Origin of the sequence: Streptomyces sp. NK08204, assembly GCF_020400585.1 — a bacterium.
GTDB lineage: Bacteria > Actinomycetota > Actinomycetes > Streptomycetales > Streptomycetaceae > Streptomyces.
Genome location: NZ_JAINVF010000008.1, coordinates 200,394 through 225,500 on the forward strand (window position 1 = coordinate 200,394; position 25,107 = coordinate 225,500).

Here is a 25,107-nt window from a genome sequence, read left to right on the forward strand (position 1 = left end):
GTCAACTCCCGGTCATCTCGAAGGCGTTGACGCCGCGCCGCCACACGGTCAGGGCGAGGGCGAGGGCACCGGCCGTCACCGGCGGCAGCCAGACCACCAGCCCCGTGTCGCCGGTCAGCAGGTAGACGCACGGCACGTACGAGGTGAAGGCGAAGGGCAGCACCCAGGTCAGCAGGGCGCGCAGCGAAGGGTGGTAGATGTCCAGCGGATAGGCGGCGAACTCCGACACCTGGTTCGCCGCGTACATCGACGGCAGGCTGGTGACGGTCCAGAAGGACAGCGAGGCGAACAGCAGCTTCACCGAGGTGTGGATCAGGGCACCGCACAGCACCAGCAGCGGGGCGACAGCCCACTGCACGGGGGTGAGATGCAGGCCGAGTTCACTGCCGGACCAGCCCACCAGGACGGTGCCGACGACCAGTTCGCCCAGTCCGTCGGGGTGGAAGAAGCGTTCCGAGAGCAAGGAGAACAGCGGGCTCACGGGGCGGATCAGATAGCGGTAGAACTCGCCGCGCTGGACCAGCTTCCGGCCCAGCTCCCACAGCTGGTCGGTGAACAGATGGTCCAGCCCGCGCGGCAGCAGGGAGAAACCCAGCAGGAACAGCACCTCGTGGTATGTCCAGCCGCCCACCGCGGGGACCTGACGGAAGACCAGGCCCACCACCGCCGTCTGCAGGCCCACCCGGATCAGGAAGGCCCCCGCGCCGAGAGCGAAGTCCACGCGGTACGCGCTCAGCCGGTGCAACCCGACCCCACCGAGGAAGAAGGCCAGCCGCAGCCGGCGCCACACCGTGCGGGTCATCCGCCGAGCACCTCCAGACGCCTCAGCGAGGCCCGCCACAGCGCGGCGCTCAGCAGCGTGAGACCGGCTACCCAGCCGATCTGCCGGGTCAGCACGCCGACCGCGCCGGCCACCCCGTCGTAGCGGCCGAGGAGCAGGACGAGAGGGCCGTCGACCATGCCGCGGAAGGGCAGCGCGGACGCCAGGGCCGCGAGCGGCCCGGGCATCAGCGCCAGGGGAACCAACTGCCCGGCGAAGAAGGCGACCACGCTCTGCTTCACCATCCGTACCCCCCAGGTGTTGGTGGTGACGAACCCCGTCATCCCTGTGAGCAGGTTCACGAGGAAGGCGAGCAGCACGGACAGCACGGTCGACACCAGGAAGAGCAGGACGTCCACCGGCCGCGGCACGGTGAGCGGCACGATCAGGGCGAACAGCCCGAGGACGGGCAGGCCGACCAGCACGGCGTTGGCCGCGACGACCGGCAGGCAGGCGAAGAACCGCACCACCGGATAGCTGACGGGCCGCACCAGCATGACGGCGACGTCACCGCGGTAGACCTCGGCCGCGACCTCGTCGTCCACCCGGTTGGCGTGCAGGATCTGCAGCACCTGGGCCATCAGCAGGTACGTGGTGATGCCTTCGGTGCTGAAACCGCCGGGGCCTTCGCCGGGCGCGGCACCCGCGTACACGGCCCGCCACAGGAAGACGGTGACCGCCGCGCCGGCCGCGGCCGTGATCCCGGTCATCACGAATGTCGAGCGGTACTGCAACAGGGACTGGAGCCCGCCGGTGGCGAAGGGCAGGTAGCGCCGGGCACGCGCGGACGGCAGGGCGGGCGCGCGCCTGTCCCGCTCTGCCACGAGGCCGGTCATTGCGCCCCCTCCCGGCACCGGTCCGGGGTCTGGGCCGGGACCGGCTCCTGGCGCCCGCTGCCGTAGATCCGCCGCAGGACGTCCTCCAGATCGGGTTCGGGCGCGTAGCAGTCCGCCAGGTCGAAGTGTTCGAGCAGGAAGGCGAGCACCTGCCGCGAGGTGAACCGGTCCACCGGATAGTCGACCCTGATCCGGCCGTCCTCGGCGGACGTGGCGCTCACCCCGGGCAGCCCCCGTTCGATCTGTGCGCAGGTGTGCTCGGGCGGTGGCCCGTTCCGGTGCTCGAAGAGGACGCAGCGCCGGTCGGCGGTGCGCAGCAGGTCCCGGATGCTGCCCTGGTGCACCACGCGCCCCCGGTCCACGACCAGGGCGCTGTCGCAGATCGCGGCGATGTCCGTGATGTCGTGGCTGGTGAGGACGACGGTCGTCCCCAGCTCCCGGTGGACGTGGTTGACCAGGTGCCGCACCGCGTCCTTCAGCACCATGTCGAGGCCGATGGTCGGCTCGTCCCAGAAGACGACCGCCGGATCGTGCAGCAGGCTGGCCGCGATCTCCGCCCGCATCCGCTGTCCCAGGCTCAGCTGGCGCACGGGCGTGGTGCCGAGGGCGTCGATGTCCAGCAGCTCCCGGTACAGGGCGAGATTGCGCCGGTACACCGCGTCGGGGATGTCGTAGATGCGCCGCAGGATGCGGAAGGAGTCCGGCACGGACAGGTCCCACCACAGCTGGCTGCGCTGGCCGAAGACGACGCCGATGCCACGGGCGTTGGCCTGCCGGTGCCGGTAGGGCTCGATGTCCCGCACCAGACAGCGCCCGCTGGTCGGCGTCATGATGCCGGTGAGCATCTTGATCGTGGTGGACTTCCCCGCCCCGTTGGCGCCGATGTACGCCGTCTTCGTGCCGGCCGGGATGGTGAAGGACACGCCGTCGACCGCACGGACGATCCGGTGCTCACGGGTGAAGAGGGTGGCGAGACTGCCGACGAGGCCCGGTCTGCGCTCGGCGATCCGGAACTCCTTGACGAGGTTCTCCGCGACGATCACGTCAGCACCCGCTCCAGGGCCTGCTCCAGGAGCCCGACGCCCTCGTCGAGGAGTGGCTCGTCGATGGTGAACGGCGGGGCCAGGCGCAGGATGTGTCCGCCGAGGGCCACTCTGAGTCCCAGGTCGAGGGCGGTGGCGTACACGGACCGCGCGATGTGCGGCGCGGGTGTCCGGCTCTGCCGGTCCGTGACGAACTCCAGCCCGTACAGCAGCCCCAGGCCGCGCACCTCACCGAGGTTCTCGAAGCGGGCCGGCAGCGCGGACAGCCGCTCGTGCAGCAGTTCCCCGAGCACCCGCACGCGGTCGACCAGGCGGTCGCGCTCGATGACCTCCAGTGTGGCCCTGGCCGCCGCGATGCCGAGCGGGTTGCCCGCGTACGTCGACGCGTACGCGCCGGCCCCGGAGGCCGCCGGATGGTGCAGCAGGTCCGCCCGTCCCGCCAGGACGGCGAAGGGGAACCCGCTGGCCATGCCCTTCGACAGGGTGACCAGGTCCGGTTCGATGCCGAACTGCTCACTGGCGAGGAACGTTCCGGTCCGGCCGCCGCCGGTCAACACCTCGTCGGCGACGAGGAGCACTCCGTTGGACCGGCAGGCGTCGGCGATCTGCTCCCAGTAGCCGGGGGGCGGCACGACCACGCCGGCGGCACCGAGGACGGGTTCGAAGACCAGCGCGGAGATGTTCGGCTTGTCGGCGATGTGCCTGCGTACGAGGGAGGCGCACCGCAGCCCGCACGAGGGATGGGACAGCTCCAGCGGGCAGCGGTAGCAGTAGGCCGAATAGCCGAGGACCGAGTTGCCGGCGAAGGACTGGTGGCCGACGTCCCAGTGCACGAGCATCCGGGCGCCCGTCGTCTTGCCGTGGAAGCCCCCGCGCAGGGCGCCGATCCGGTTGCGGCCCGGCTCGGCGGTGGCCTGGACCACACGCAGCGCGGCCTCGACGACCTCCGCGCCGGTGGAGAACAGGGCGTAGGTGCCGAGCCGTTCGGGCAACAGCCGGGCCAGCAGTTCCAGGAGCGCGGCACGGTCGGGCGTCGCCGAGTCGTGCACGTTCCACAGGCGCCGGGCCTGCGCTGTCAGCGCCTCCACGACCTCCGGGTGCCCGTGGCCCAGGGACTGGGTCAGGGTACCTGCGGCGAAGTCGAGGTACTGGTTGCCGTCGAGATCCGTGAGGAGCGGGCCGCGTCCCTCGGCGAACACCCGGCGTCCGACGGCCGCTTCCTCCGAAGCGCCCGGTGCCAGATGTCCAGCCTCCCGCTCCAGCCGTTCCAGCTGCTGCCGACCTGTCACTGCTGCTCCCAACTTCTGTGCGAACTCACTTGCCGCGCAGCACCGTTGGGCGATGCCGAGGGGAGTGAAACATCAATTGCCCAGTGGCTGCAAGAAATTGCTGAAAATTTCAGAGCAAGCTTGCGGAAGATGCGTTCCCTCTGCTTGAGTCAAGATCAGCTCAACCGGTGACACCGCGACTTTCGTTCGAGGAGAGATCCGTGAGACAACAGACACAGCCCCCTCCACGACACCGGTGGCCGACGTGAAAGCCCTGGTCCTGGCGGGTGGCACCGGCAGCAGGCTGCGGCCGTTCACCCACACGCGTGCCAAACAGCTCCTCCCCATCGCCAACCGGCCCGTGGTGCACTACGCCTTGCAGGCGATTGCCGACGCCGGTATCGAGGACGTGGGAATCGTGGTCGGCGCCCACGCCGACGACATCCGGCGCGCCGTCGGAGACGGGTCCGCCTTCGGGCTGCGCGTCACCTACCTCCACCAGCACCGACCGCTCGGCCTCGCACACGCGGTGCTGATCGCACGGGACTTCCTGGCGGACGACGACTTCCTGCTGTACCTCGGGGACAACTACCTCGAGGACGGCGTGAGCGGCTTCGTCCGGCGTGCCACGGCCGGCCGGGACGCCGCCCGCCTGCTGCTCACCCAGGTGCCCGACCCCACCGCCTTCGGTGTCGCGGAGGTCGACGACGAGGGCCGGGTACGGCGGCTGGAGGAGAAACCGGAGCGGCCCCGCAGCGACCTGGCCCTGGTCGGTGTCTACGCCTTCACCCCCGTTGTGCACGAGGCGGTGCGTGCGATACGGCCCTCCGCCCGGGGCGAGCTGGAGATCACCCATGCCCTGCAGTGGATGATCGACCACGGCCTCGGTGTGCGGTCGGAGACGACCACCGGGCCGTGGCGCGACACCGGCAGTGTCGATGACCTGCTGGAGGTCAACCGGCATGTACTGGACCGCATGGAGGGGCGTGTCGACGGCAAGGTCGATCCGCACAGCGTCCTGGTGGGCAGGGTCCGTATCGCCGAGGGCGCGGTGGTCAGAGGGTCGCGGATCGTCGGCCCCGTGGTGGTCGGAGCGGGCACGGTCATCAGCAACTCCAGCATCGGCCCGTACACCGCCATCGCCGAGGACTGCCGGGTCGAGGACAGCGCGATCGAGTTCTCGGTGCTCCTGCGGGGTGCGTGCGTGGAAGGCGCTTCTCGTATCGAAGGGTCGCTCATCGGCCGCGAAGCGGTCGTCGCCACGGCGCCCCGTCCTCCCCAGGCCCATCGTCTCGTCATCGGCGACCACAGCAAGGTGCAGCTCACCTCATGACTCCTCGCATACTCGTCACCGGCGGAGCCGGCTTCATCGGTTCCGCCTACGTCCGGGCACTGCTCGGCCCGTCGGGGCGGCCCGGCGTCGCGATCACCGTGCTGGACAAGCTCACCTACGCGGGCAGTCTCGCCCGCCTCGACCCGGTGCGCGGTCATCCCGGCCTGACCTTCGTGCAGGGTGACGTGTGCGACGTCCGGACGGTACGGCGGTTGGCGGCCGGGCACGACGAGATCGTCCACTTCGCCGCCGAGTCGCATGTGGACCGCTCCATCGAGGACGGCTCCGGGTTCACCCGCACCAATGTCCTGGGCACCCAGACCCTCCTGGACGCGGCGCAGCGGCACGGTGTGCGGACGTTCGTCCAGATATCCACCGACGAGGTGTACGGCTCGATACCCGAGGGCGCGGCCCGCGAGGAGGATCAGCTGCGGCCCAGCTCGCCGTACGCCGCCTCCAAGGCCGCGGCCGACCTCGTGGCGCTCGCCCATCACCGCACCCACGGCCTGGATGTCAGGGTGACCCGCTGCTCCAACAACTTCGGCCCCTTCCAGCATCCGGAGAAAGTCGTTCCACGCTTCGTGGCCACTTTGCTGACCGGCGGGAATCTGCCGGTCTACGGCGACGGGAGGCAGGTGCGCGACTGGCTGCACGTCGACGACCACGTCAGGGCGGTCGAGCTGGTGCGCACGGCGGGGCGGCCGGGGGAGACGTACAACATCGGTGGCGGCACCTCGCTGACCAACCTCGAACTCGCGCACCGCCTGCTCACCCGGTGCGGCGCGGCCCCCGAACGGATCACGCACGTCACGGACCGCAAGGGCCACGACCGCCGTTACGCGGTGGACGACAGCAAGATCACCGCGGAACTCGGATACCGGCCGCGTGCCGACTTCGAGCAGGAGCTGGGCGCGACGGTGGACTGGTACCGCAGTCATCGTTCCTGGTGGGGGCCGTTGCTCGCGGCGGTCTGAGCGGTCGCGGGGCGCGGTGGCGGTTGCCGTGGCGCCCGCCGGACGTGCGCCCGGTCCGGCTCTGCGCCCGGTCCGGGCGCGAACTGAGCGTTCGTCGAGTGGGGATGGGCACTCCGGCCCACCGGCCGGGCGCGTCGGGACGGCGTGGTGCGCGGCCCCTCGGCCGGGGGCCGGAGTGGGTTGAAGGTAACACCCTGAAAACACTTGCGAAAGAGATTTCGCCCTCTCGATTCAACTACCGCCTCGTGAACGGCGGTTCGTGCGCGAGGGGTTGACCTTCCGTAGGGGGCGTCGTACGGTCTCGACCGCAATTTCTTGCAGCAAGAACCAACGAACGGCCTACTCTGGCATGGCGCGTTGCCCGATCGAGGCTGGACTCCGGTTACCACCCCACTTCTCGAACTGGAGAAACCATGGCCAGAAAGACCGTGGCCGCTGCACTCGCCTTCATGGCGGGAGCCGCTGTGGCCGTCACGGCACCCACGTCGGCGCAGGCGAGTGCCCCCGGCGGCAAGGACGTCACCGCGGTGATGTTCGAGTGGAACTTCAACTCCGTGGCGAAGGCGTGCACGGACGAGCTGGGCCCCGACGGGTACGGCTACGTTCAGGTCTCCCCGCCGAACGAGCACATCCAGGGCACCTCCTGGTGGACGGCCTACCAGCCGGTCAGCTACAAGATCGGCACGAAGCTCGGCAACCGCACCGACTTCAAGAACATGGTGGACACGTGTCATGCCGCGGGCGTCAAGGTCGTCGCCGACACAGTGATCAACCACATGGCGAACGCTTCCGGCACGGGCACCGCCGGGTCGTCCTTCAGCAAGTACGACTACCCCGGCACCTACTCCGCAGCCGACATGGACGACTGCACCAGCACGATCACCGACTACACGAACCGCTGGCAGGTCCAGCACTGCGAGATGGGCGGCCTGCCCGACCTCGACACGGGTGAGGAGTACGTCCGCAAGACCATCGCGGGCTACATGAACGACCTGCTCTCCCTCGGCGTCGACGGCTTCCGCATAGACGCCGCCAAGCACATCGACGAGGTCGACCTCGCCAACATCAAGTCCCGGCTCACCAGCCCCGGTGTGTACTGGAAGCAGGAGACCATCGGGGCCTCCGGAGAGGCGGTCCAGCCGACCGAGTACTACAACACCGGCGACGTCCAGGAGTTCCACTACGCCTACGACCTCAAGCGGGTCTTCAACGGCGAGAAGCTCGCGTACCTGAAGAACTTCGGTGAGGCCTGGGGGTACGTCTCCAGCGACAAGGCGTCCGTCTTCGTCACCAACCACGACACCGAGCGCAACGGCGCCACCCTCACCTACAAGGACGGCGCCAACTACACGCTGGCGCACGTCTTCATGCTGGCCTGGCCCTACGGCTCGCCCGACGTCCACTCCGGCTACGAGTTCAGCGACAACAACGCCGGCGGTCCCAACAACGGCCAGGTGAAAGCCTGTTACACCGACGGCTGGAAGTGCCAGCACGCCTGGCGCGAGATCGCGAGCATGGTCAAGTTCCGCAACACGGCTGCCGGGACGGCTGTCACCAACTGGTGGGACAACGGCAACAACCAGATCGCCTTCGGCCGTGGTGACAAGGCGTACGTCGTCATCAACCACGAGGGCTCCACGCTGACCCGCACCTTCCAGACGTCCCTGCCCGCCGGCAGTTACTGCGACGTGCAGAGCGGCAAGGGTGTCACGGTCGACTCCGCCGGGCAGTTCACCGCGACCCTCGGCGCCAACTCGGCTCTCGCCCTGCACGTCGGGGCGAAGAACTGCGACACCACCACCACCCCGACCGCCCCCGCCCCCGCCACCGGCGCCTCCTTCAACGTCAACGCCACCACCCAGTGGGGCGAGAACATCTACGTCGTCGGCAACAACTCCGCCCTCGGCAACTGGAACACCTCCAACGCCCTGAAGTTGGACCCGTCGAGCTACCCCGTCTGGAAGCTTGATGTGTCCATGTCTGCGGGGGCGTCGTTCGAGTACAAGTACATCCGCAAGGACGCAAGCGGCAACGTCACCTGGGAGAGCGGCTCCAACCGCACGGCCACCGTCCCGTCCAGCGGCCTGATCACGCTGAACGACACCTGGCGCAACTGACCGCGGTCCCCGCGACGCGTCCCTGACCGCCGGCGACGGACGGCGGTCACCGAACAGGACCGCCCGGCCCGCTCCCCCGGTGCCGGGCGGTCCCACGGCCCGCCTCACGGCGGTGCCCCGTCCTTGCCCACAACCACCCTTCCCGAGGAGATGCGTCACGTGGTCGGCAGACCCAGACACCATGCAACCGCCCTGGCCGTCGCGCTGTTAACCGCGGTTCTGCCACCGCTGGCGCCCCGGGCGGCGGCCGAGGGGGCACCCCCGCCGCCGTCCGACGCCCGGCTCGCGCAGGAGCCGGCCCGTCCGGCCGCGAGCAGGGAGCAGTTCTACCTGTTGCTGCCCGACCGGTTCGCCGACGGATCCCCCGCCAACGACCGAGGAGGCCTGACCGGTGACCGCACGGCCACCGGATACGACCCCACCGACAAGAACTTCTTCCAGGGCGGCGACCTCAGAGGCGTCATCGACCACCTCGACTACATCAAGGGCCTCGGCACCACCGCCCTCTGGCTCGCGCCCGTGTTCAAGAACAAGCCCGTGACGGTCCGCGACGGCAAGACGATCGGCAACTACCACGGTTACGCCATCACCGACTTCACCCGGGTCGATCCCCACTTCGGCACCGAGGCCGATCTGACGGAGCTGATCGACAAGGCCCACGCCAAGGGCATGAAGGTCTTCTTCGACGTCATCACCAACCACACCGCGGACACCATCGACTACGCCGAGAAGCGGTACGGATACCGCAGCAAGGGCGCCTACCCCTATCTGGACACCGAGGGACGCCCCTTCGACGACAGCACCGGCATGCACAGCACGGACGCGTCCGGCGCCCCCTACATCCCGCAGGTCTCCACCGACCCGCAGGACCGCAAGGTGCCCGCCTGGCTGAACGACCCGGCCATGTACCACAACCGCGGCAACTCCACCTTCGCCGGGGAGAGCGCCCTGTACGGCGACTTCATGGGCATGGACGATCTGTGGACCGAGCGGCCCGAGGTCGTGCACGGCATGGAGAAGATCTACGAGAAGTGGGTCGACGACTTCGGTGTGGACGGCTTCCGGGTCGACACGGCCAAGAACGTCGGCATGGACTTCTGGACCCAGTGGGCCACGGCGCTCGACCGGTACGCGGCGCAGCACGGCCGTCGGCACTTCTTCCTCTTCGCCGAGGCCTTCTCGGCGGACGCGTCCATCACGGCCCCCTACGTCACCCAGGGCCGGCTCGACGCGACGCTCGACTTCCCCTTCCAGGCCGCCGCCCGCAACTTCGCCTCCCGCGGCGGACCCGCCGGCGACCTCGCCCACGTCTTCGCGCAGGACTACCGCTACAGCACGGACAAGACCAACGCCTACAGCGAGGTCACCTTCCTCGGCAGTCACGACATGGGGCGCATCGGCACCTTCGTCGCCCAGGACAACCCCGGCGCGGACGACGCCGAACTGCTGCGGCGCGACCGCCTCGCCCACGAGCTGATGTTCTTCTCGCGGGGCAACCCGGTGATCTACTCCGGGGACGAACAGGGATTCACGGGCTCGGGCGGGGACGTGGACGCCCGCCAGACGATGTTCGCCTCCAAGGTCCCCGACTACCTCGACGACGACGAGATCGGCACCGATCGCACGGCGGCCTCCGACGCCTACGACCCCACGCACCCCCTCTACCGGGCCATCGCCGCCCTCTCCCGGCTGACCCGGCAACACCCCGCCCTGCGCGACGGCGTCCAGACCGAGCGCTACTCCCAGGACTCCGTGTACGCCTTCTCCCGCACCGACGTCCGGCGGGGGCGCGACTACCTGGTCGCGTTCAACAACGCGACCGAGGCCAGGACCGTCACACTGCCGACCGGCTCTGCGGACATGGCGTACCAGGCGCTGTACGGCACCACGGGCAGGGCACGCAGCGACGCGGACGGGAAGATCACCGTGACCGTGCCGGCCCTGTCGTCGATCGTGTACGAGGCGACACGGCCGCCCGCCCCGCCGACGGCCAAGCCCTCCCTCACGCTCCACGCCCCGGACGCGGGCGCCAGCGCAACCGTGGAGGTCTCCGCCGACATCAGCGGCGGTGGATACGACCGCGTCGTCTTCGCCGCGCAGGTCGGCAACGGCGCCTGGCAGACGCTCGGCACCGCCGACCACGCTCCTTACCGGGTCACCCAGAACATCGCCGCGGACGTCCCGGCCGGCACAGCGCTCAGATACAAGGCGGTCGTCGTCGACCGCGCCGGCCGAACCGCGAGCGACCTCGCCACGACCACCGCGGGCCAGGCGCCGGCGGTTCTGAAACCGACGGCGCAGCGCCACTGGGCCGTCGTCCACTACCGGCGGCCCGACGGTGAGTACACAGGTCTGCGGCTGCGGACGACCGACGGCCGGACCGCCGACTTCAGCGGCCGGGACGCCTACGGAGCCTTCGCCTGGTTCAGCCCGCCCGAGGGCGCCACCGAGGTCCTCTTCACCGTGGAGAAGGACGGCGCCGCCGACGGCCCCGAACGCACCCTCGACTTCGCCGCGGCGCCGGAGGGCTGGACCGAGCAGGGCAGTGACGCGGTGACGCAGACGCGGCCCGCGGGCGCGTATCCGGCACAGGACCCGACGAAGGCGGTCATCCACTACCACCGGCCCGACGGCGACTACGACGGCTGGGGCCTGCACGCCTGGACCGGAGCGGCGAACCCGCCGGAGTGGAACGACCCCATCCGGCCGGTGGGCCGGGACTCCTTCGGTCTGGTCTTCGAGGTCCCGCTGACCGAGCACGCGGACTCGCTGAGCTACATCCTGCACAGGAAGGAGGAGAAGGACGTCCCCACGGACGAGGCCCTCGACTTCTCCCTCTACGGGCACGAGGTGTGGCGCGTGGCCGGCGACCCCGCCTACCTCACTCCGTCCCTCGGCGGCGCGTTCGGCCTCGACCTCGGCACGTCCGCCGCGACCTGGCTGGACGACACCACCGTCGTATGGCGGGGGACCGGCGCCGGAGTCGCCAGTCAGCAGCTCGTGTACGCGCCGGACGGCGGCATCACCCTCCAGCACGGGTCCCTGTCGGACGAGGGCCGCTGGTTGCGCCTGAACCCCGCGCAACTGACCGACGCGCAGCGGGCCGCCCACCCGCAGTTCTCGGACTACCAGGCCTTCACCGTCGACCCCCGTGACCGCGGCCGGATCGCGGAGGCACGGGCGAGCCGGCAGGTGATCGCCACCCAGCGAGGTCAGGACGGTGCGCTGCTCGGCGCGACCACCGTGCAGCCGCTCGGCCACTGATCCGGAAACCGCACCGACCGAAACCGCTCCCACCCGAAGCGCACCGACCGAAACCGCTCCGACCCGAAGCGCACCGACGAAAGAAAAGAGCCGCAACGTGACCGCACAACGCACCAGCCGCGACAACCCGGGCCGACCACCGGTCGAACGCCGCCTGAGCCGCCCGGGCACCGTCACCCGCTCCACCGCCGCGGCCGTCACCGCCGCGCTCCTCGCCACCGCCCTGCACGCCGCCCAGCCGGCGAGTGCGACGGAGCGGCCCCCCGCTCCACCGTCGGACGCCCGACTGGCCGCGGTGGCGGCCCGGCACGACATGACCCGTGAACAGTTCTACTTCCTCCTGCCCGACCGGTTCGCCAACGGCTCCACCGCCAACGACCGGGGCGGGCTCACCGGCGACCGTACGGTCACCGGATACGACCCCACGGACAAGGGCTTCTACCAGGGCGGGGACCTCAAGGGGCTGATCGACAAGCTGGACTACATCAAGGGCCTCGGCACCACCGCCATCTGGCTCGCCCCGATCTTCAAGAACAAACCGGTGCAGGGCAATGGCGAGAGCGCCGGCTACCACGGCTACTGGATCACCGATTTCACCCGCGTCGACCCCCACTTCGGCACCAACGCGGACCTCACGGAACTCATCCGCAAGGCCCACGCCAAGGGTATGAAGGTCTTCTTCGACGTCATCACCAACCACACTGCCGACACCATCACCAACGCCGAGAAGAGCTTCGGGTACCGCAGCAAGGGCGCCTATCCCTACCTCGACACCGAAGGCCGCCCCTTCGACGACAGCTTGGGCATGCGGAAGGTCGACGTGCGTGGCCTTCCCTACACACCGCAGGTCGCCCCGGCCGAACGGGAGGTCAAAGCCCCGGCCTGGCTGAACGACCCGACGATGTACCACAACCGCGGGGACTCCACCTTCGTCGGTGAGAGCGGCCTGTACGGCGATCACACAGGCCTGGACGACCTGTGGACCGAGCGGCCCGAAGTCGTGCACGGCATGGAGAAGATCTACGAGAAGTGGGTCGAGGACTTCCGTATCGACGGCTTCCGTGTCGACACCGTCCGTAACGTCGACATGCCCTTCTGGACCCAGTGGGCGACGGCCCTCGACGCCTACGCCGCGCGGAAGGGCCGGAAGAACTTCTTCATCTTCGGCGAGACACTGTCCTCCGATCCCGTCGTCACCTCGCCGTACGTGCGACAGGGCCGCCTCGACGCCACCCTCGACTTCCCGCTGCAGGACGCGATCCGCCAGTACGCCTCCCAGGGCAGGACGGCCGACCGGCTCGCCGACGTCTTCGCGCAGGACTACCGCTACACCACCGACAAGGCGAACGCCTACGAGGAGGTGACCTTCCTCGGCAACCACGACATGGGCCGCATCGGCGGCTTCCTGCTCAAGGACAACCCGAAGGCGGACGACGCCGAACTCCTCCGACGGGACCGCTTCGCCCACGAACTGATGTTCTTCTCGCGGGGCAACCCGGTGATCTACTCCGGGGACGAGCAGGGCTTCACCGGCGCCGGCGGCGACAAGGACGCCCGCCAGACGATGTTCGCCTCGAAGGTCCCCGACTACCTGGACGACGACGAGATCGGCACCGGCCGCACGGCCGCCTCGGACGCGTACGACACCTCCCACCCGCTGTACCGCGCGATAGCCACGCTGTCCCGGGTCACCCGGCAGAACCCGGCGCTGCGCGACGGCGTCCAGACCGAGCGCTACGCCAAGGACTCCGTGTACGCGTTCTCGCGCACGGACACCCGCCGGGGCGACGACTACCTGGTCGCGTTCAACAACGCCTCCGAGGCCAGGACCGTGGACATCCCCACGAGTTCGGCCGGGCTGACCTACCAGGGCCTGTACGGCACCAGCGCCTCGGTGACCAGCGGGCCGGACACCAAGGTGACCGTCACCGTCCCCGCGATGTCGTCCATGGTCCTGAAGGCGACGCAGCGGCTCGGCACCCCGGCCACGCCGCCCTCCCTCACGCTCCAGGCCCCGGCGCAGGGCACGACCGGGGACGCCGACGTGTCCGCGCAGGTGAGCGGTGGCGGCCTGAACCGCGTCGTCTTCGCCGCCCAGGTCGGCAACGGCCCGTGGCACACCCTCGGCACCGCCGACCACGCCCCCTACAAGGTCACCCAGCACCTGCCCGACACGGTGAAGCAGGGCACCCCGCTGCGCTACAAGGCCGTGGCGGTCGACCTCGCAGGGCGTACCACGAGCGCCCTCGCCACCTCCACGGCGGGTCAGGCTCCGGTGGCGCAGCCGCCGAGCGCCGTGCACCGTGACTACGCCGTCGTGCACTACCTGCGCACGGACGGCGACTACACCGGCTGGCGCCTCGAATCCTCCGGCCGGTCGGCCGAGTTCACCGGGCGCGACGCCTACGGCGCCTTCGCCTGGGTCAAGCCGGAGGACGGCGCGAAGAGCCTGACGTACACGGTCACCGGGAACGGCACCGCGGACGGCCCCCAGCGCACCATCGACCTGGAGAAGACGGGCGAGGTCTGGATCAGGCAGGGCGACGACGGCCAGACGGACACGGCACCGCAAGGGACGTACCCGGCCCCCGACGCGGCCAAGGCCGTGATCCACTACCACCGGGCCGACGGCGACTACGACGGCTGGGGCCTGCACACCTGGACCGGCGCCAAGACACCCACCGACTGGTCGGCTCCGCTCGCGCCGGTCGGGAAGGACGCCTTCGGGGTGACCTTCGAGGTGCCGCTCGCCGAGGGCGCGACCTCTCTCAGCTACATCATCCACAAGGGCGACGAGAAGGACATCGCCGCCGACCGGTCGCTGGACTTCGCCACCTACGGCAAGGAGGCCTGGCTGATCAGCGGTGACAGCGACTACCTGCTGCCGACCGTGGGGAGCGCGCCCGACCTGGACCTGGGCACGGCCAAGGCGCGGTGGATCGACTCGGACACGGTCGTGTGGAAGGTGAAGGCCACCGACTCCACCAGCCAGCAACTCGTGTACGCCCCGCAGGGAGGCATCACCGTCAAGGACGGCGCGCTGTCCGACGAGGGGTACTGGCTGCGGCTGATCCCGTCGAAGCTGACCGACGCCCAGAAGGCGGCCCACCCGGAGCTGGCGGACGACCCGGCGTTCACCATCGACCCCCGCGACCGCGACCGCATCCCTGCGGCTCTGCGCGCCCAGGTGATCGCGACACAACGGGCAGCCGATGGCGCGCTGCTCGCCGCCAACGGAGTCCGCATCTCCTGAGCGGCCCCGGGGGCGTCGGCACCGGGCAGAGAGCCGGCCGACGGTCATCGCGGGGTCGGCGAAGGCGGGGGAGGAGGTGAACCAGCAGGCGGCTTCGACGTACGAGGCCGTGCCCGGCCGGTGCGCTCCGTCCGAGGACGAGCGGGACGAGCACGGCTGGGCGACGACCTCGCCCAGCCGCAGGTGTCCCGCCGGACCGCTCGTGCGCGCAGAGGCGCACCAGCGGCCCCGCGGACATGGCGTCGGCCGGGACGGCGCCGCCCGTCGACCCCCGCCGCCTGCTCTGCGATGTGCGCGACCGACCGACGGCCCCGGCCACCAGCCCGTCGGGGCACCCCGCACGCCTACGGATTTACGCACCACCGGGTATCTGCTGCTCCGCCCAGATGGTCTTGCCCGTGGCGGTGTACCGCGTGCCCCAGCGCTGGGCGACCTGCGCGACCAGGAAGAGACCGCGGCCTCCCTCGTCGGTGCTGTGGGCACGGCGCAGGTGGGGCGAGGTGTTGCTGGCGTCCGACACCTCGCAGATGAGAGCCCGCTCGTGGATCAGCCGCAGGCCGATCGGCCCGCAGGCATGCGTGATCGCGTTGGTGACCAGCTCACTCACGATCAGCTCGGTGGTGAAGGCGACCTCCTCCAGCCCCCACGCGGCCAACTGGCGGGCGGTGTTCTCGCGCGCCTCGTGCACCGCCCGGGGATCGAGCGGCACCTCGAAGGAGGCCACGCAGTCGGGTGGGAGGGCGCGGGTCCTGGCGACGAGGAAGGCGACGTCGTCGTGCGCACGGTCGGGCAGCAGGATGCGGACCATGGTGTCGCAGATCTCCTCCAGCGGCTGGTCGGGGTGGGCGAGGGCGAAGCAGAGCCGTTCGAAGCCGACATCGACATCGCGGTCCGAGGCCTCGATGAGTCCGTCGGTGTAGAGGGCGACGACGCTGCCCTCCTCCAGTTCGAGCTCGGCCGATTCGAAGGGCAGACCGCCCAGGCCCAGCGGGGGGCCGGCGGGGATGTCGGGCAGTTCCACCGGCTCGCTCAGGTGCGCGATGGCGGGAGTGGGGTGCCCGGCGCGCGCCACGCTGAGCTTGCGCGAGATCGGGTCGTACACGGCGTAGACGCATGTCGCGCCGACCACCACCGGGCCGTGCGCGACCGCCTCCGCCTCGTCCGCCAGGCGCAGGACGAGGTCGTCGACGTGGGCGAGCAGCTCGTCGGGAGGCAGGTCCAGGTCGGCGAGTGTCTGTACCGCCGCCCGCAGCCGGCCCATGCTCGCGGCGGCGTGGATGCCGTGCCCGACGACGTCGCCCACGACCAGGGCGACGCGCGCTCCGGACAACGGGATGACGTCGAACCAGTCCCCGCCCACACCGGCCTCGGCGTCGGTCGGCAGATAGCGGTAGGCGACCTCGACGGCAGACAGTTCGGGCAGTTCGGGCGGAAGGAGGCTGGTCTGGAGGGCGAGGGCCGCGTTGTGCTCACGGACGAAGCGCCGGGCGTTGTCGACGCACACCGCGGCGCGGGCGACCAGCTCCTCCACAAGCAGCAGGTCGTCCTCGTCGAACGGGTTGGGGTTCTCCCAGCGCAGCAGCGTGACCACTCCCATGGTCACGCCCCGTGCCCTGAGCGGTACCACGAGGTGCGTGTGCACCCCGAGTTGGACGATCTTGGTCAGGCGCTCCGGATCATGGGCGAGCCACCAGGTCGTCGGGGACAGGACCGGATCACGGATCGGCCGGCCCGAGGTCAGACAGCGCTCCTGCGGCGACTTCGGCGGGTACCTGCTGGGCTCCCCGACGGGGACGATCACCTCGGGCATGTCCTCGTGGATCGACAGGTGTGCCGCCCGCTGCAGCGCGCCGCCCGTGACCGGACAGGGGGTCAGGTCCTTGGCCGCGAGGACGCCCTGGAAGAGGTCGATCGCGACGAAGTCGGCGAGCTGCGGCACGAGGACATCGGCCAGTTCCTGCACCGTGCGGTCGAGGTCCAGCGTGGTGCCTATGCGCTGCGCCGCCTCGTTGACCAGGGCCAGCCTCTCGCGTGCCCGGTCCTGGGTGGCGAAGTCCACGGCGGTGTGACACACCCCGAGCGTCTTGCCCTCGAAGCCCCTCAGCGGGAACGACGAGCGCAGCCTGAGCCGGCCCGCCGAGTTCCGGCTGGACATGCCCTGCGGGGATGCCACGCGCTCCACGGCCGGAGTGATGCGACCTGACGCCAGCGCCTGGCGCGCCTGCCAGCCCACGGCCGGCGGCACCTGCCCCAGTACGGGGGGTGCGCCGGTGCCGGCGGCCGGCATATCGGTGCTGTCGGCCCCCTGGCACGACGACAGGCCCTCCATGGTGGCCAGCACCTGGTTCACCCACTGAAGCCGCAGCTCACTGTCGAGTACGGCGATACCGATCGGTGACTCCTCCAGAAGGCCGCGCACCACTGCCTGGTCCAGCTCCCACCGGCGCGAATCGGCGAGGTCACACAACACGACGAGCCAGGCGCAGCCCTGCTCCGCCCGCAGCGGACACGCCCGCAGGGCCAGCTCGACCGGGTGACCCGTGTCGTGCCGCGCGGTGATCAGGCCCTCCCAGCCCTCGCCGAGCCGCTGCGCCGCGGACAGCGCGGACGCCAGCGAGCCCTCACCCATGAGAACGGAGGCCGCGGGACGGCCCAGTACACCGGACGCCGGATAACCGAGAAGGCTTTCCGCCCGCCGGTTCCAGTAGCGGATCAGACCGTGCGGGTCCACCAGGACGACGGCGGCAGACGTGATGCCGAACGGGTCGCCCCGGTGCTCGTCGGCCAGGTCTCTGAGCCCCATGATGTCGGCCCCATCCGCGGACGGAGTTCCTGGCACCTACGGTCTCACACAGTCCGCGGTGTGTCTTTGGACGCAGGGCCCTGCCTCTGCGTACCGGCCGGCCCGAAGCGGTCAGGGGCGGGCGGTGGCGGGCTGTGCGACGAAGACCCGTTCCAGCAGGGCGTACAGGGTCGTGCGCTCCTGCTCGTCGAGCCGGTCGAGGCCGTCGAGCGTGTGGTGCATCTTCCCGCGGATCACGTCGATGACCCGCTTCCCCTCGGAGGTGAGGACGACGTTCTTGACGCGCCGGTCGGAGGGGCTCGGCTCGCGCTGCACCAGGCCGCGCTTCTCGAGGCGGTCGACGATCCCCGTCATGTTGGAGGCGTCGCAGGTCAGTGTGGTGGCCAGCGCGCTCATGGAGGCGGGTCCCCGGCGCAGCACGCTCAGGGTCTTGCCCTGGCTGGCCGTGAGGCTCTCGCTGGCGGCGGCGAGGGTGAAGTCGCCGTAGTAGGCGGCCAGGGAGACGGAGAGCAGCTCCATGAGCTGGGCAGGGTCGACGCGGGGGAGTGCCGTCATGCGCATCAGCTTACGCCGCAAAACTTGACGATCTCAAATATCGGCGGCTACGGTCCCGAGTATTACTTGAAGTACTCAAGCTTCGATGTATGAAACAGGTTGCGGAGGTCCTCGGCGGATCCCGCACCTCGTAATCCTCAGATGCCGAGCCGGTGCCGCGACCGGCTCCGTTCCGCCTGAGCCCGCAGCTTCTCCGAGAGGAAGGCCCAGATGAAGACGCCCGACCACACCGATCACGCGTCCGACGTCACCTCGGTCGATCACCGCACGGCGGTCGCGGCGGAGACCGCCCGGTTCGTCGCAGTGGTGAAGGACGCCGACCTGGCCACGGCGGTACCCAGCTGCCCCGGCTGGACCCTGGCCGACCTCGTCAAGCACTCGGGCAGCGTGCAGCGCTGGTTCTCGGCCCTGTTGCACGCGCGCATCCAGGAGCCTCCGCGCAGCCGTGACGTGGACCTGCGCCTCCCGGACCGGCAGGCCGGATACGCCGACTGGCTGGCCGAGAGCGCGACGGTGGCCGCGGACGCCTTCGCGGCCACCGATCCGGACCTGCCGATGTGGGCATGGGGAGCCGACCAGCACGCCCGCTTCTGGGCACGCCGGATGCTCTTCGAGACCCTGCTGCACCGGGCCGACGCCGAGCTGGCACTCGGCCTGCGGCCCTCGATCGACCGCCCGCTCGCGGTCGACGGGATCGACGAGTTCCTCGTCAACCTGCCTTTCGCCACCTTCTTCGCCCCCAAGGTGGCCGACCTGCGCGGACCCGACAAGACCATCCGCTTCCACACGACGGACGGCGACGACGCCTGGCTCGTCCGTATCCGGCCCGACGGCTTCGGGCTCGACACGGACCACTCGGCCACGGACGCCGCCGACGCGACCGTCCGGGCAACCGCGGCCGACCTGCTCCTGCTCGTCTACGGCCGCCTGCCCTGGACGGCCGAGTCCCTTGCCCATGAGGGGGATGAGCAGCTGCTGGCACACTGGTTCGCCCATTCGGCCTTCTGAGACGCCGGCCGGCGGCGGCCGGCGTACGGCGTGGCATCGGCCTGTGCTGCTCGCGGGGTGTCGAACGGGCGAGCCGTGCCTGCCCGTTCGGGGTCGTGCGCTTCCCCTGCCCTCAGTGGTGCCAGGGCAGTTCAACAGGATCGGCAGGGACATTCCCCGCCACGAGCTCGGCCGCCAACTCGGCCAGGCCGAGGGGCTGGACAGTCTCACCGGTGGCCGCCAGATCGGCCATCGGCCACCAGCGGTACCCGGCGTGGTACGTGCGCTCGTCCGCTTCCTGCCCGGTCACATCGACCTGGTGGCTCGTGACACGGAGATGAAAGAAGACGTCCCGGAAGAACCCTTCAGCCCATCCGAGATCTGCGTACCCGGAGGTCTCCGCAACGCGCCGTCCAAGGGCTTGCGGCTCCACAGACAGGCCGGTCTCCTCACGCAACTCGCGGGCTGCCGCATCCGCCCAGGTCTCTCCCTCCTCCACACCGCCGCCGGGCGTGCACCAGCCGTGACCCCTGTCGGGGGCGTCCGGATCGACGTGGAACTTCAGCAGCAGCAGGCGGTCCCGCTCATCGAACAGCAGAACGCGGGCGGAGTCACGTCGACAACTCTCCTGACCGGACATTCCAGCAGCGTAGTCGAGGCGACTCCGACAGGCCGCTGTCTTCCGCGCATGACATCGACCGGGGCACGGTCAGGGCGCCTTGGGCACCGAGTCGGCCGGTGAGCCCCCGGCTGCGGCGGCACGGCCCGGCGGAGGCCGACGATGACGACGTCGGTCGCCGAGGGTCGTCGAGCCGAGACCGAGGCCGAGGCCGTGGGTGCCGTGGAGCAGGAACATCGTCCGACAGGAGCGAGACGACGGACGCAGCGTATGAGCGGGCGTCGACGACCGGGGCCTTCGGAGCGCTGAGCGCCGGCATCAGGACACCCGCCAGTCCGGGCCCCGCCACGGCGCAGGAGCCGACGCTCGTCCTGGCACGGTCCGGACGCCGATCAGCGGGGCGGGCCGAGGCAGGGGACGAGTTGCAGGAAAGGCGGCGCTGCGGGGCCATCGGTCGTCCGAAGCTGTGTCCGGTCCGGCCCACGCCGACCGGTGGGACTGGACCGAACGCCCCGGCCGGGAACGAGTTCCGGCCGGCGCGCGTCGCGTACCGCGTTCTTTTGTCAGCTCAGATGCCGGGCGAAGAACTGCAGGGAGCTGTCCACTTCGAACGACGGCACATCCCCGTGCCGGCCGGGGTTGGCGTGCAGTGTCTTCTCGGCCGAGGCCAAAGCGTCGAACAAGGCCAGGCTCTCGTCCCGCGGCACCATCTGGTCGTCCCACTGGACCACGAACTGCACCGGCACGCTGATGCGCGCGGCGTCCTCGGCCAGCCCGCGCACACCGAGCAGGCCCAGCACCGCGGCGCGGATCCGGGGCTCTGCGGCGATGAGCGGGATGCCGAGCCCGCAGCCCATCGACATACCGCAATAACCCACCGGGCCGACGCCGACCTGGTCGAGGCGCTGCACGGCAGTCAGGACCGACTGCCAGTCGGCGACAGCCTGGCCGGCCAGATAACGGTGCATGCCGGCGACCAGCGCACCAGGATTCTCGCCGGAGGCCATGCCGGCCCGCATTCCGGCCGCCATCCGGCCGAACTCCTCGTCCTTGGGCCGGTCACCGTGGTCGGGTGCGTCGATCGCGACGACCGCGAAACCCTGGGCGGCGTAGCGGCGCGCGCGGGACACGGTGCCGGGGGCCGTTTTGTGCTGCCTGCCGCCGTGGCCCAGCAGGATCAGAGGACGAGTGCCGTCGGCGCCATCCGGGGTCCACAGCACGCCGGGGATCTCGTCGAGGGTGAAGAACTGTTCGGTGACGCCCTCCGAGGACGTCCGGGAGATGAAGCGCATCAGCGTTTCAAGCCTTTCGGGAATGCCTTGTGCGGGCGCTCCCTAGGCCATGCAAAGGAGGGAGAACCGACGCGTCACAGTGTTGATCGGTCTCACCTCCTCGAATGCGCAGTCGTGCACGGCGGCGCCGAGATTATCACGAAGATCATCACTGGCGCCTTCGCGAGGCGAACACTGCCTGACACGGCACTAGAGGCCGTGGGAGCCGGGACTCCGGTACGCCGTTGGCGGTCGGCCGAGGAGCCTCTTGAACGCGGCCGTGTAGGCGGCCGGGTTGTCGTAGCCGAGCATGCTCGCGATGCGCGTGACAGGCATGCCCGTGCCGATGTGCTGCAAGGAATGGAGAATGCAGGCGCGTTGCCGCCACTGAGAGAAGCTCAGGCCGGTGCCGCGCTGGAACAGGCGGGCGAGGGTGCGTTCGCTGATGCTGAGGGCCGTGCACCAACGTGCCGGCGGCTCGTGGATGTTCGGCTGCCGCAAGAACGCCTCGCACAGGCTGCGCAGTTGTGGATCGGAGGGCAGCGGTACATCGAGCGGCAGCGGGGCGAGGTTCTTGAGCTCGTGGAGGATGAGGGTGGCGACTGCGGCGTCACGGCTGTGCTCGGGGTAGTGCGGTTCCATCTCGACGGCTTCCAGTATCAGCGCCCGTAGGAGGGTGGAAACGTCGACGGCCCGGCAGCGGGCGGGCAGCCACGGCACAGCGGAGGGCTCGATGTACAGGCTGCAGGTGCTGACGCCCGTCATCGTGACCTGATGCCTGGTCAGCGGCGGGATGAGGACCGCACGGTCGGTGGGAATCGTCCAGCTGCCGTCCGCTGTCTCGACCTGCATGACGCCGGTGGCCGCGTACAGGACCTGTGCACGGCGGTGCTCGTGCCAGGCGAGCAGGTGGTGCGGGGGGTAGTCGGTGCCGATGGCGAGCACGGCACGATCGAGGCCGTCCACCTCCGCGAGCGGGACATTGCGCATGCCGCGAGGTTACGTGCGAGTACGTGATCTGTCTGCTGCACGTAGGAAGTCGGCAGTTCATCGATTGTCTGCCAGTCCTGGTGAACCCTAGCGTTCCACCAGTGCTGACCTCGTTCTCCACTCTTCTGTTGTTCGGGTGCCTGACCGGCATCACGACCGTGCTCTTCGGCTTCGGCGGCGGCTTCATCACGGTCCCCGCCGTCTACGCCGTCCTGAAAGCCGCGGCGCGTCCGGGACCGGACGCCATGCATACCGCGGTGGCAACCTCCGCAGCGGTCATGGTGGTGAATGCCGGGGCGGCGGCGCTGGCCCAGTGGCGTCGGGGCCGGCTGCGCCGCGCGTACCTCTGGCCGCTGGCGGCCTACATCACGGTCGGCGCCGCCGCCGGCTCCTTCGTCGCCACGCTGATCGGCGGTACGGCGCTGCGCATGCTGTTCGCCGCCTACCTGCTGGTGACGATCGCCGACAGTCTGCTGCGGCAGGGCTTCCTCACCGTGGCGCACCGGACACGCCCCGAGCCCCTTGGCCGGGGCACCGTCACGTTCGGCGGAATGGGCATAGGCCTGGTGGCCGCCGCCCTGGGCGTGGGCGGCAGCGTCATGACGGTTCCGCTCATGCGGCGCAGGGGCCTTCCCATGGCCGAGGCGACCGCCATGGCCAACCCCCTCAGCGTCCCCGTCGCCGTCGCCGGCACCCTCGTCTACGCCCTCGCCCCCACCACATCCGCCGGTGCGGGGCAGCTGGGTTACGTCGACCTGACCGCGGGCGCCGCCCTGCTCGCCGGATCGCTGCCCACCATCGCCGTGATGCGGCGGGTCACCGGCCGCGTCCCGGACCGCGTTCACTCCGCCGCCTACATCATGCTGCTTGTGGTCGTCCTGATCGTCGCACTGCTGCCCTGAACCCGAAGCCTGTCGCTACTGACGCCTTGGTGGCTGTGGCAGCGACTCACCGCGCAGGCCTCGGGCGGCTCTCCCGCGAGTGGGCAACCGCAGGTCTGCCGCGCGGTGTGCGGCTCACAGCTTCAAGGTGAACCAGGTCGTCTTGCCCTCGTCCGTCGGCCGTACTCCCCAGCTGTCGGCGAGGGTGCGTACCAGGAACAGGCCCCGGCCGGACTCCTCGTCCTCGGCGGCGAGGCGGGGCTGGGGGAGGTGCGGGTTGCGGTCGCTGACCTCCACGGTGAGGTCGGTGGCGGTGCAGCACAGGCGCAGTCCCACGGGACCCTCGGCGTGTTGGACCGCGTTGGTGAGGGTCTCGGACAGCAGCAGGAGGGCGTCGTCGGCGGGCGCGGTGCACTCCCAGGAGGTCAGGGTCCGGCGCAGGAAGTCGCGGCCCTCGGGGACGGAGGACGGGGTCGCGGCCAGGTCGGTGGTGACGGCGGCGAGCGGCGCCGCCGGGAGCTGGGCCAGGAGCAGGGTCACGTCGTCGTTGTGGCCCTCGGCGTCGGGCAGCAGCTCGGAAAGCACATGGTCGGCGGCTGCCTCCAGTCCGGTGGCCTGCGGGAAGAAGGTGTCGAGGACGGCGGTGAGTTCACCGAGCCGGGCTTCGATGTCGCTGCCGGGCGTCTCTATCAGGCCGTCGGTGTACAGCACGAGTGTGGCGCCGGGAGCGATGTCCGTGCAGGACTGTTCGTACAGGACGCCGCCCACCCCGAGTGGGGCGTTGACCGGCGTGGCCAGTTCGCGGACGCCGTCCCAGGGGCCGACCACGAGGGTCGGCAGATGTCCGGCGGAACAGACCGTGACGGTACCGTCGTCAGGCGCGATGATCAGGTAGCAGCAGGTGACCAGTTGGTCAGGGACGTCCAGGTCGGTGACCACGGTGTCGAGGGCCTGCATCAGCTGGCGGGGCTGCATGCCCGTCTTGGCGAGCGCGTGTGCGGCCGAGCGCAGCTGGCCCATCACGGCAGCCGCCTCCAGCCCACGACCCATCACGTCACCGATGAGGACACCGACCCGTCCGGCGCCGAGGGGTATGAGGTCGAACCAGTCGCCGCCGACACCGGCGCCCTGGGTGGCGGGTCGGTAGCGGCTGGCGGTGTCCAGGCCGGGCAGGGCGGGTGGCGTCCCCATGAGACTGCGCTGCAGGGTGAGGGCGATGTGCTGCTGCTGTTCCAGCAGGGCCGTCAACTCGGCTTCCGCGCGCTTGCGGTCGCTGATGTCGCGGACGATGGCGCACGCGCCGACGACCTTCCCGCTGGTGTCCCGGGTCGGCCACAGGGTGACGTCGACGTCCAGGAGTGTCCCGTCCTTGGTGACCCGCAGCGTCTCGAAGTGCTCGACCTTCTCCCCGTGCCGCAGCCGTTCCAGCAGCGCCCAGATGTCGGCCTGCAGTTCGGCCGGGGCGAGCAGGGTCACCTGCCGGCCGATGACCTCCTCGGCCGTGTAGCCGTACAGCCGTGCGGCGGCGGCATTCCAGTAGGTGATCTCCCCGTCGAGGGTCTTGGCGAGAATGGCGTCCTGGGAGGACTCCACGAGCGCGGCCAGTTCGTTGATGCGAGCCTCGGCCGCCTTGCGGTCGCTGACGTCGCGCACGGCCGCCGACACCAGCAGACCGTCGGTCGTCTCCAGCGGGCTCAGGCTGATCTCCACGGGGAACTCGCTGCCGTTCTTGCGCAGCCCGTGGAGTTCCAGGCCCGCTCCCATGGGGCGCACCTGCCGGTTGGCGGCGTAGCCGTCGCGATGCCGGGTGTGGTGGTCCCGGAAGCGGTGCGGCACCAGCAACTCGACCGGCCGGCCGAGCAGTTCCTCGCGCCGGTAACCGAAGAGCGCCTCGGTCTGGGCGTTGACCAGTCTGATGAGGCCGGTGTCGTCGACGATGACCATGGCGTCCGGCGCCGCTTCCAGAAGTCCGCGGAACCGTTCCTCGGCCGACGACGGCCCGGCCTGCGGCAGCTGGGCGCCGCACCGGCACCGCGCCAGGACTGCGGGGTCCGCCGAGCGTGTCGGCTCGTCCACGAAAGCGTTCATCTCCA

Annotated in this window: 15 protein-coding genes and 2 pseudogenes; 7 read left to right on the top strand and 10 right to left on the bottom strand. The window is 70.2% G+C overall.

Annotated elements, in window-relative coordinates:
- Position 1: 1 nt before the first annotated feature.
- The 4 genes from K7G59_RS15635 to K7G59_RS15650 are packed head-to-tail and all read right to left on the bottom strand — an operon-like array spanning position 2 to position 3,988.
- Positions 2–802 (bottom strand): ABC transporter permease, encoded by an 801-nt coding sequence (locus K7G59_RS15635; RefSeq protein WP_225834536.1) that lies wholly within the window; start codon positions 800–802, stop codon positions 2–4.
- On the bottom strand, positions 799–1,656 hold the full coding sequence (locus tag K7G59_RS15640) for an ABC-2 family transporter protein (protein ID WP_225834538.1): 858 nt from the start codon (positions 1,654–1,656) through the stop codon (positions 799–801). The genes K7G59_RS15635 and K7G59_RS15640 overlap by 4 nt, the downstream gene beginning before the upstream one ends.
- Complete coding sequence (locus K7G59_RS15645; RefSeq protein ID WP_225834540.1) at positions 1,653–2,699, bottom strand: ATP-binding cassette domain-containing protein; 1,047 nt, start codon at positions 2,697–2,699, stop codon at positions 1,653–1,655. The genes K7G59_RS15640 and K7G59_RS15645 overlap by 4 nt, the downstream gene beginning before the upstream one ends.
- Positions 2,696–3,988 carry an aspartate aminotransferase family protein gene (locus tag K7G59_RS15650; RefSeq protein WP_225834542.1) on the bottom strand — a complete coding sequence of 431 codons (1,293 nt, stop codon included), beginning with the start codon at positions 3,986–3,988 and terminating at the stop codon, positions 2,696–2,698. The genes K7G59_RS15645 and K7G59_RS15650 overlap by 4 nt, the downstream gene beginning before the upstream one ends.
- Before the next feature lie 244 nt (positions 3,989–4,232).
- On the opposite strand from K7G59_RS15650, the gene K7G59_RS15655 reads away from it, so the two are divergent.
- The 5 genes and pseudogenes from K7G59_RS15655 to K7G59_RS15675 form a co-directional block, all read left to right on the top strand.
- On the top strand, positions 4,233–5,300 hold the full coding sequence (locus K7G59_RS15655; protein ID WP_225834663.1) for a glucose-1-phosphate thymidylyltransferase: 1,068 nt from the start codon (positions 4,233–4,235) through the stop codon (positions 5,298–5,300).
- On the top strand, positions 5,297–6,274 hold the full coding sequence (gene rfbB / locus K7G59_RS15660) for a dTDP-glucose 4,6-dehydratase (RefSeq protein WP_225834544.1): 978 nt from the start codon (positions 5,297–5,299) through the stop codon (positions 6,272–6,274). Before K7G59_RS15655 ends, rfbB begins: the two co-directional genes overlap by 4 nt.
- Positions 6,275–6,687: 413 nt before the next feature.
- Positions 6,688–8,391, top strand: a complete 1,704-nt coding sequence (locus tag K7G59_RS15665) for a carbohydrate-binding module family 20 domain-containing protein (protein WP_225834546.1) — start codon at positions 6,688–6,690, stop codon at positions 8,389–8,391.
- Between the two features lie 150 nt (positions 8,392–8,541).
- Positions 8,542–11,649, top strand: a pseudogene (locus tag K7G59_RS15670) (alpha-amylase family glycosyl hydrolase); the annotation flags it as partial.
- Between the two features lie 160 nt (positions 11,650–11,809).
- Positions 11,810–14,899: pseudogene (locus K7G59_RS15675) on the top strand (alpha-amylase family glycosyl hydrolase); the annotation flags it as partial.
- Between the two features lie 361 nt (positions 14,900–15,260).
- Here the strand turns inward: K7G59_RS15675 and K7G59_RS15680 are convergent.
- Together K7G59_RS15680 and K7G59_RS15685 are read right to left on the bottom strand one after the other, a co-directional pair.
- The gene (locus K7G59_RS15680; protein ID WP_225834548.1) at positions 15,261–17,711 is read right to left on the bottom strand and encodes a SpoIIE family protein phosphatase; all 2,451 of its coding nucleotides are present in this window, start codon (positions 17,709–17,711) and stop codon (positions 15,261–15,263) included.
- 111 nt (positions 17,712–17,822) lie between these two features.
- Complete coding sequence (locus K7G59_RS15685) at positions 17,823–18,266, bottom strand: MarR family winged helix-turn-helix transcriptional regulator (RefSeq protein ID WP_225834550.1); 444 nt, start codon at positions 18,264–18,266, stop codon at positions 17,823–17,825.
- A 210-nt stretch (positions 18,267–18,476) separates the two neighbouring features.
- On the opposite strand from K7G59_RS15685, the gene K7G59_RS15690 reads away from it, so the two are divergent.
- The gene (locus tag K7G59_RS15690) at positions 18,477–19,274 is read left to right on the top strand and encodes a maleylpyruvate isomerase family mycothiol-dependent enzyme (RefSeq protein WP_225834553.1); all 798 of its coding nucleotides are present in this window, start codon (positions 18,477–18,479) and stop codon (positions 19,272–19,274) included.
- A gap of 112 nt (positions 19,275–19,386) precedes the next feature.
- On the opposite strand, the gene K7G59_RS15695 is transcribed toward K7G59_RS15690, so the two are convergent.
- The 3 genes from K7G59_RS15695 to K7G59_RS15705 all read right to left on the bottom strand — a co-directional run bounded on the left by K7G59_RS15695 (position 19,387) and on the right by K7G59_RS15705 (position 22,133).
- Complete coding sequence (locus K7G59_RS15695) at positions 19,387–19,893, bottom strand: NUDIX hydrolase (protein WP_225834554.1); 507 nt, start codon at positions 19,891–19,893, stop codon at positions 19,387–19,389.
- Between the two features lie 542 nt (positions 19,894–20,435).
- Positions 20,436–21,164, bottom strand: coding sequence for a dienelactone hydrolase family protein (locus tag K7G59_RS15700; RefSeq protein ID WP_225834555.1), 729 nt, complete (start codon positions 21,162–21,164; stop codon positions 20,436–20,438).
- Positions 21,165–21,353: 189 nt separating this feature from the next.
- Positions 21,354–22,133, bottom strand: a complete 780-nt coding sequence (locus K7G59_RS15705) for a helix-turn-helix transcriptional regulator (RefSeq protein ID WP_225834556.1) — start codon at positions 22,131–22,133, stop codon at positions 21,354–21,356.
- A 101-nt stretch (positions 22,134–22,234) separates the two neighbouring features.
- Here K7G59_RS15705 and K7G59_RS15710 point away from each other — a divergent pair, with 101 nt between their 5' ends.
- The gene (locus tag K7G59_RS15710) at positions 22,235–23,035 is read left to right on the top strand and encodes a sulfite exporter TauE/SafE family protein (RefSeq protein WP_225834558.1); all 801 of its coding nucleotides are present in this window, start codon (positions 22,235–22,237) and stop codon (positions 23,033–23,035) included.
- Between the two features lie 114 nt (positions 23,036–23,149).
- Here the strand turns inward: K7G59_RS15710 and K7G59_RS15715 are convergent, their stop codons facing one another.
- Positions 23,150–25,102, bottom strand: a complete 1,953-nt coding sequence (locus tag K7G59_RS15715) for a PAS domain S-box protein (RefSeq protein WP_225834666.1) — start codon at positions 25,100–25,102, stop codon at positions 23,150–23,152.
- Positions 25,103–25,107: the final 5 nt, after the last annotated feature.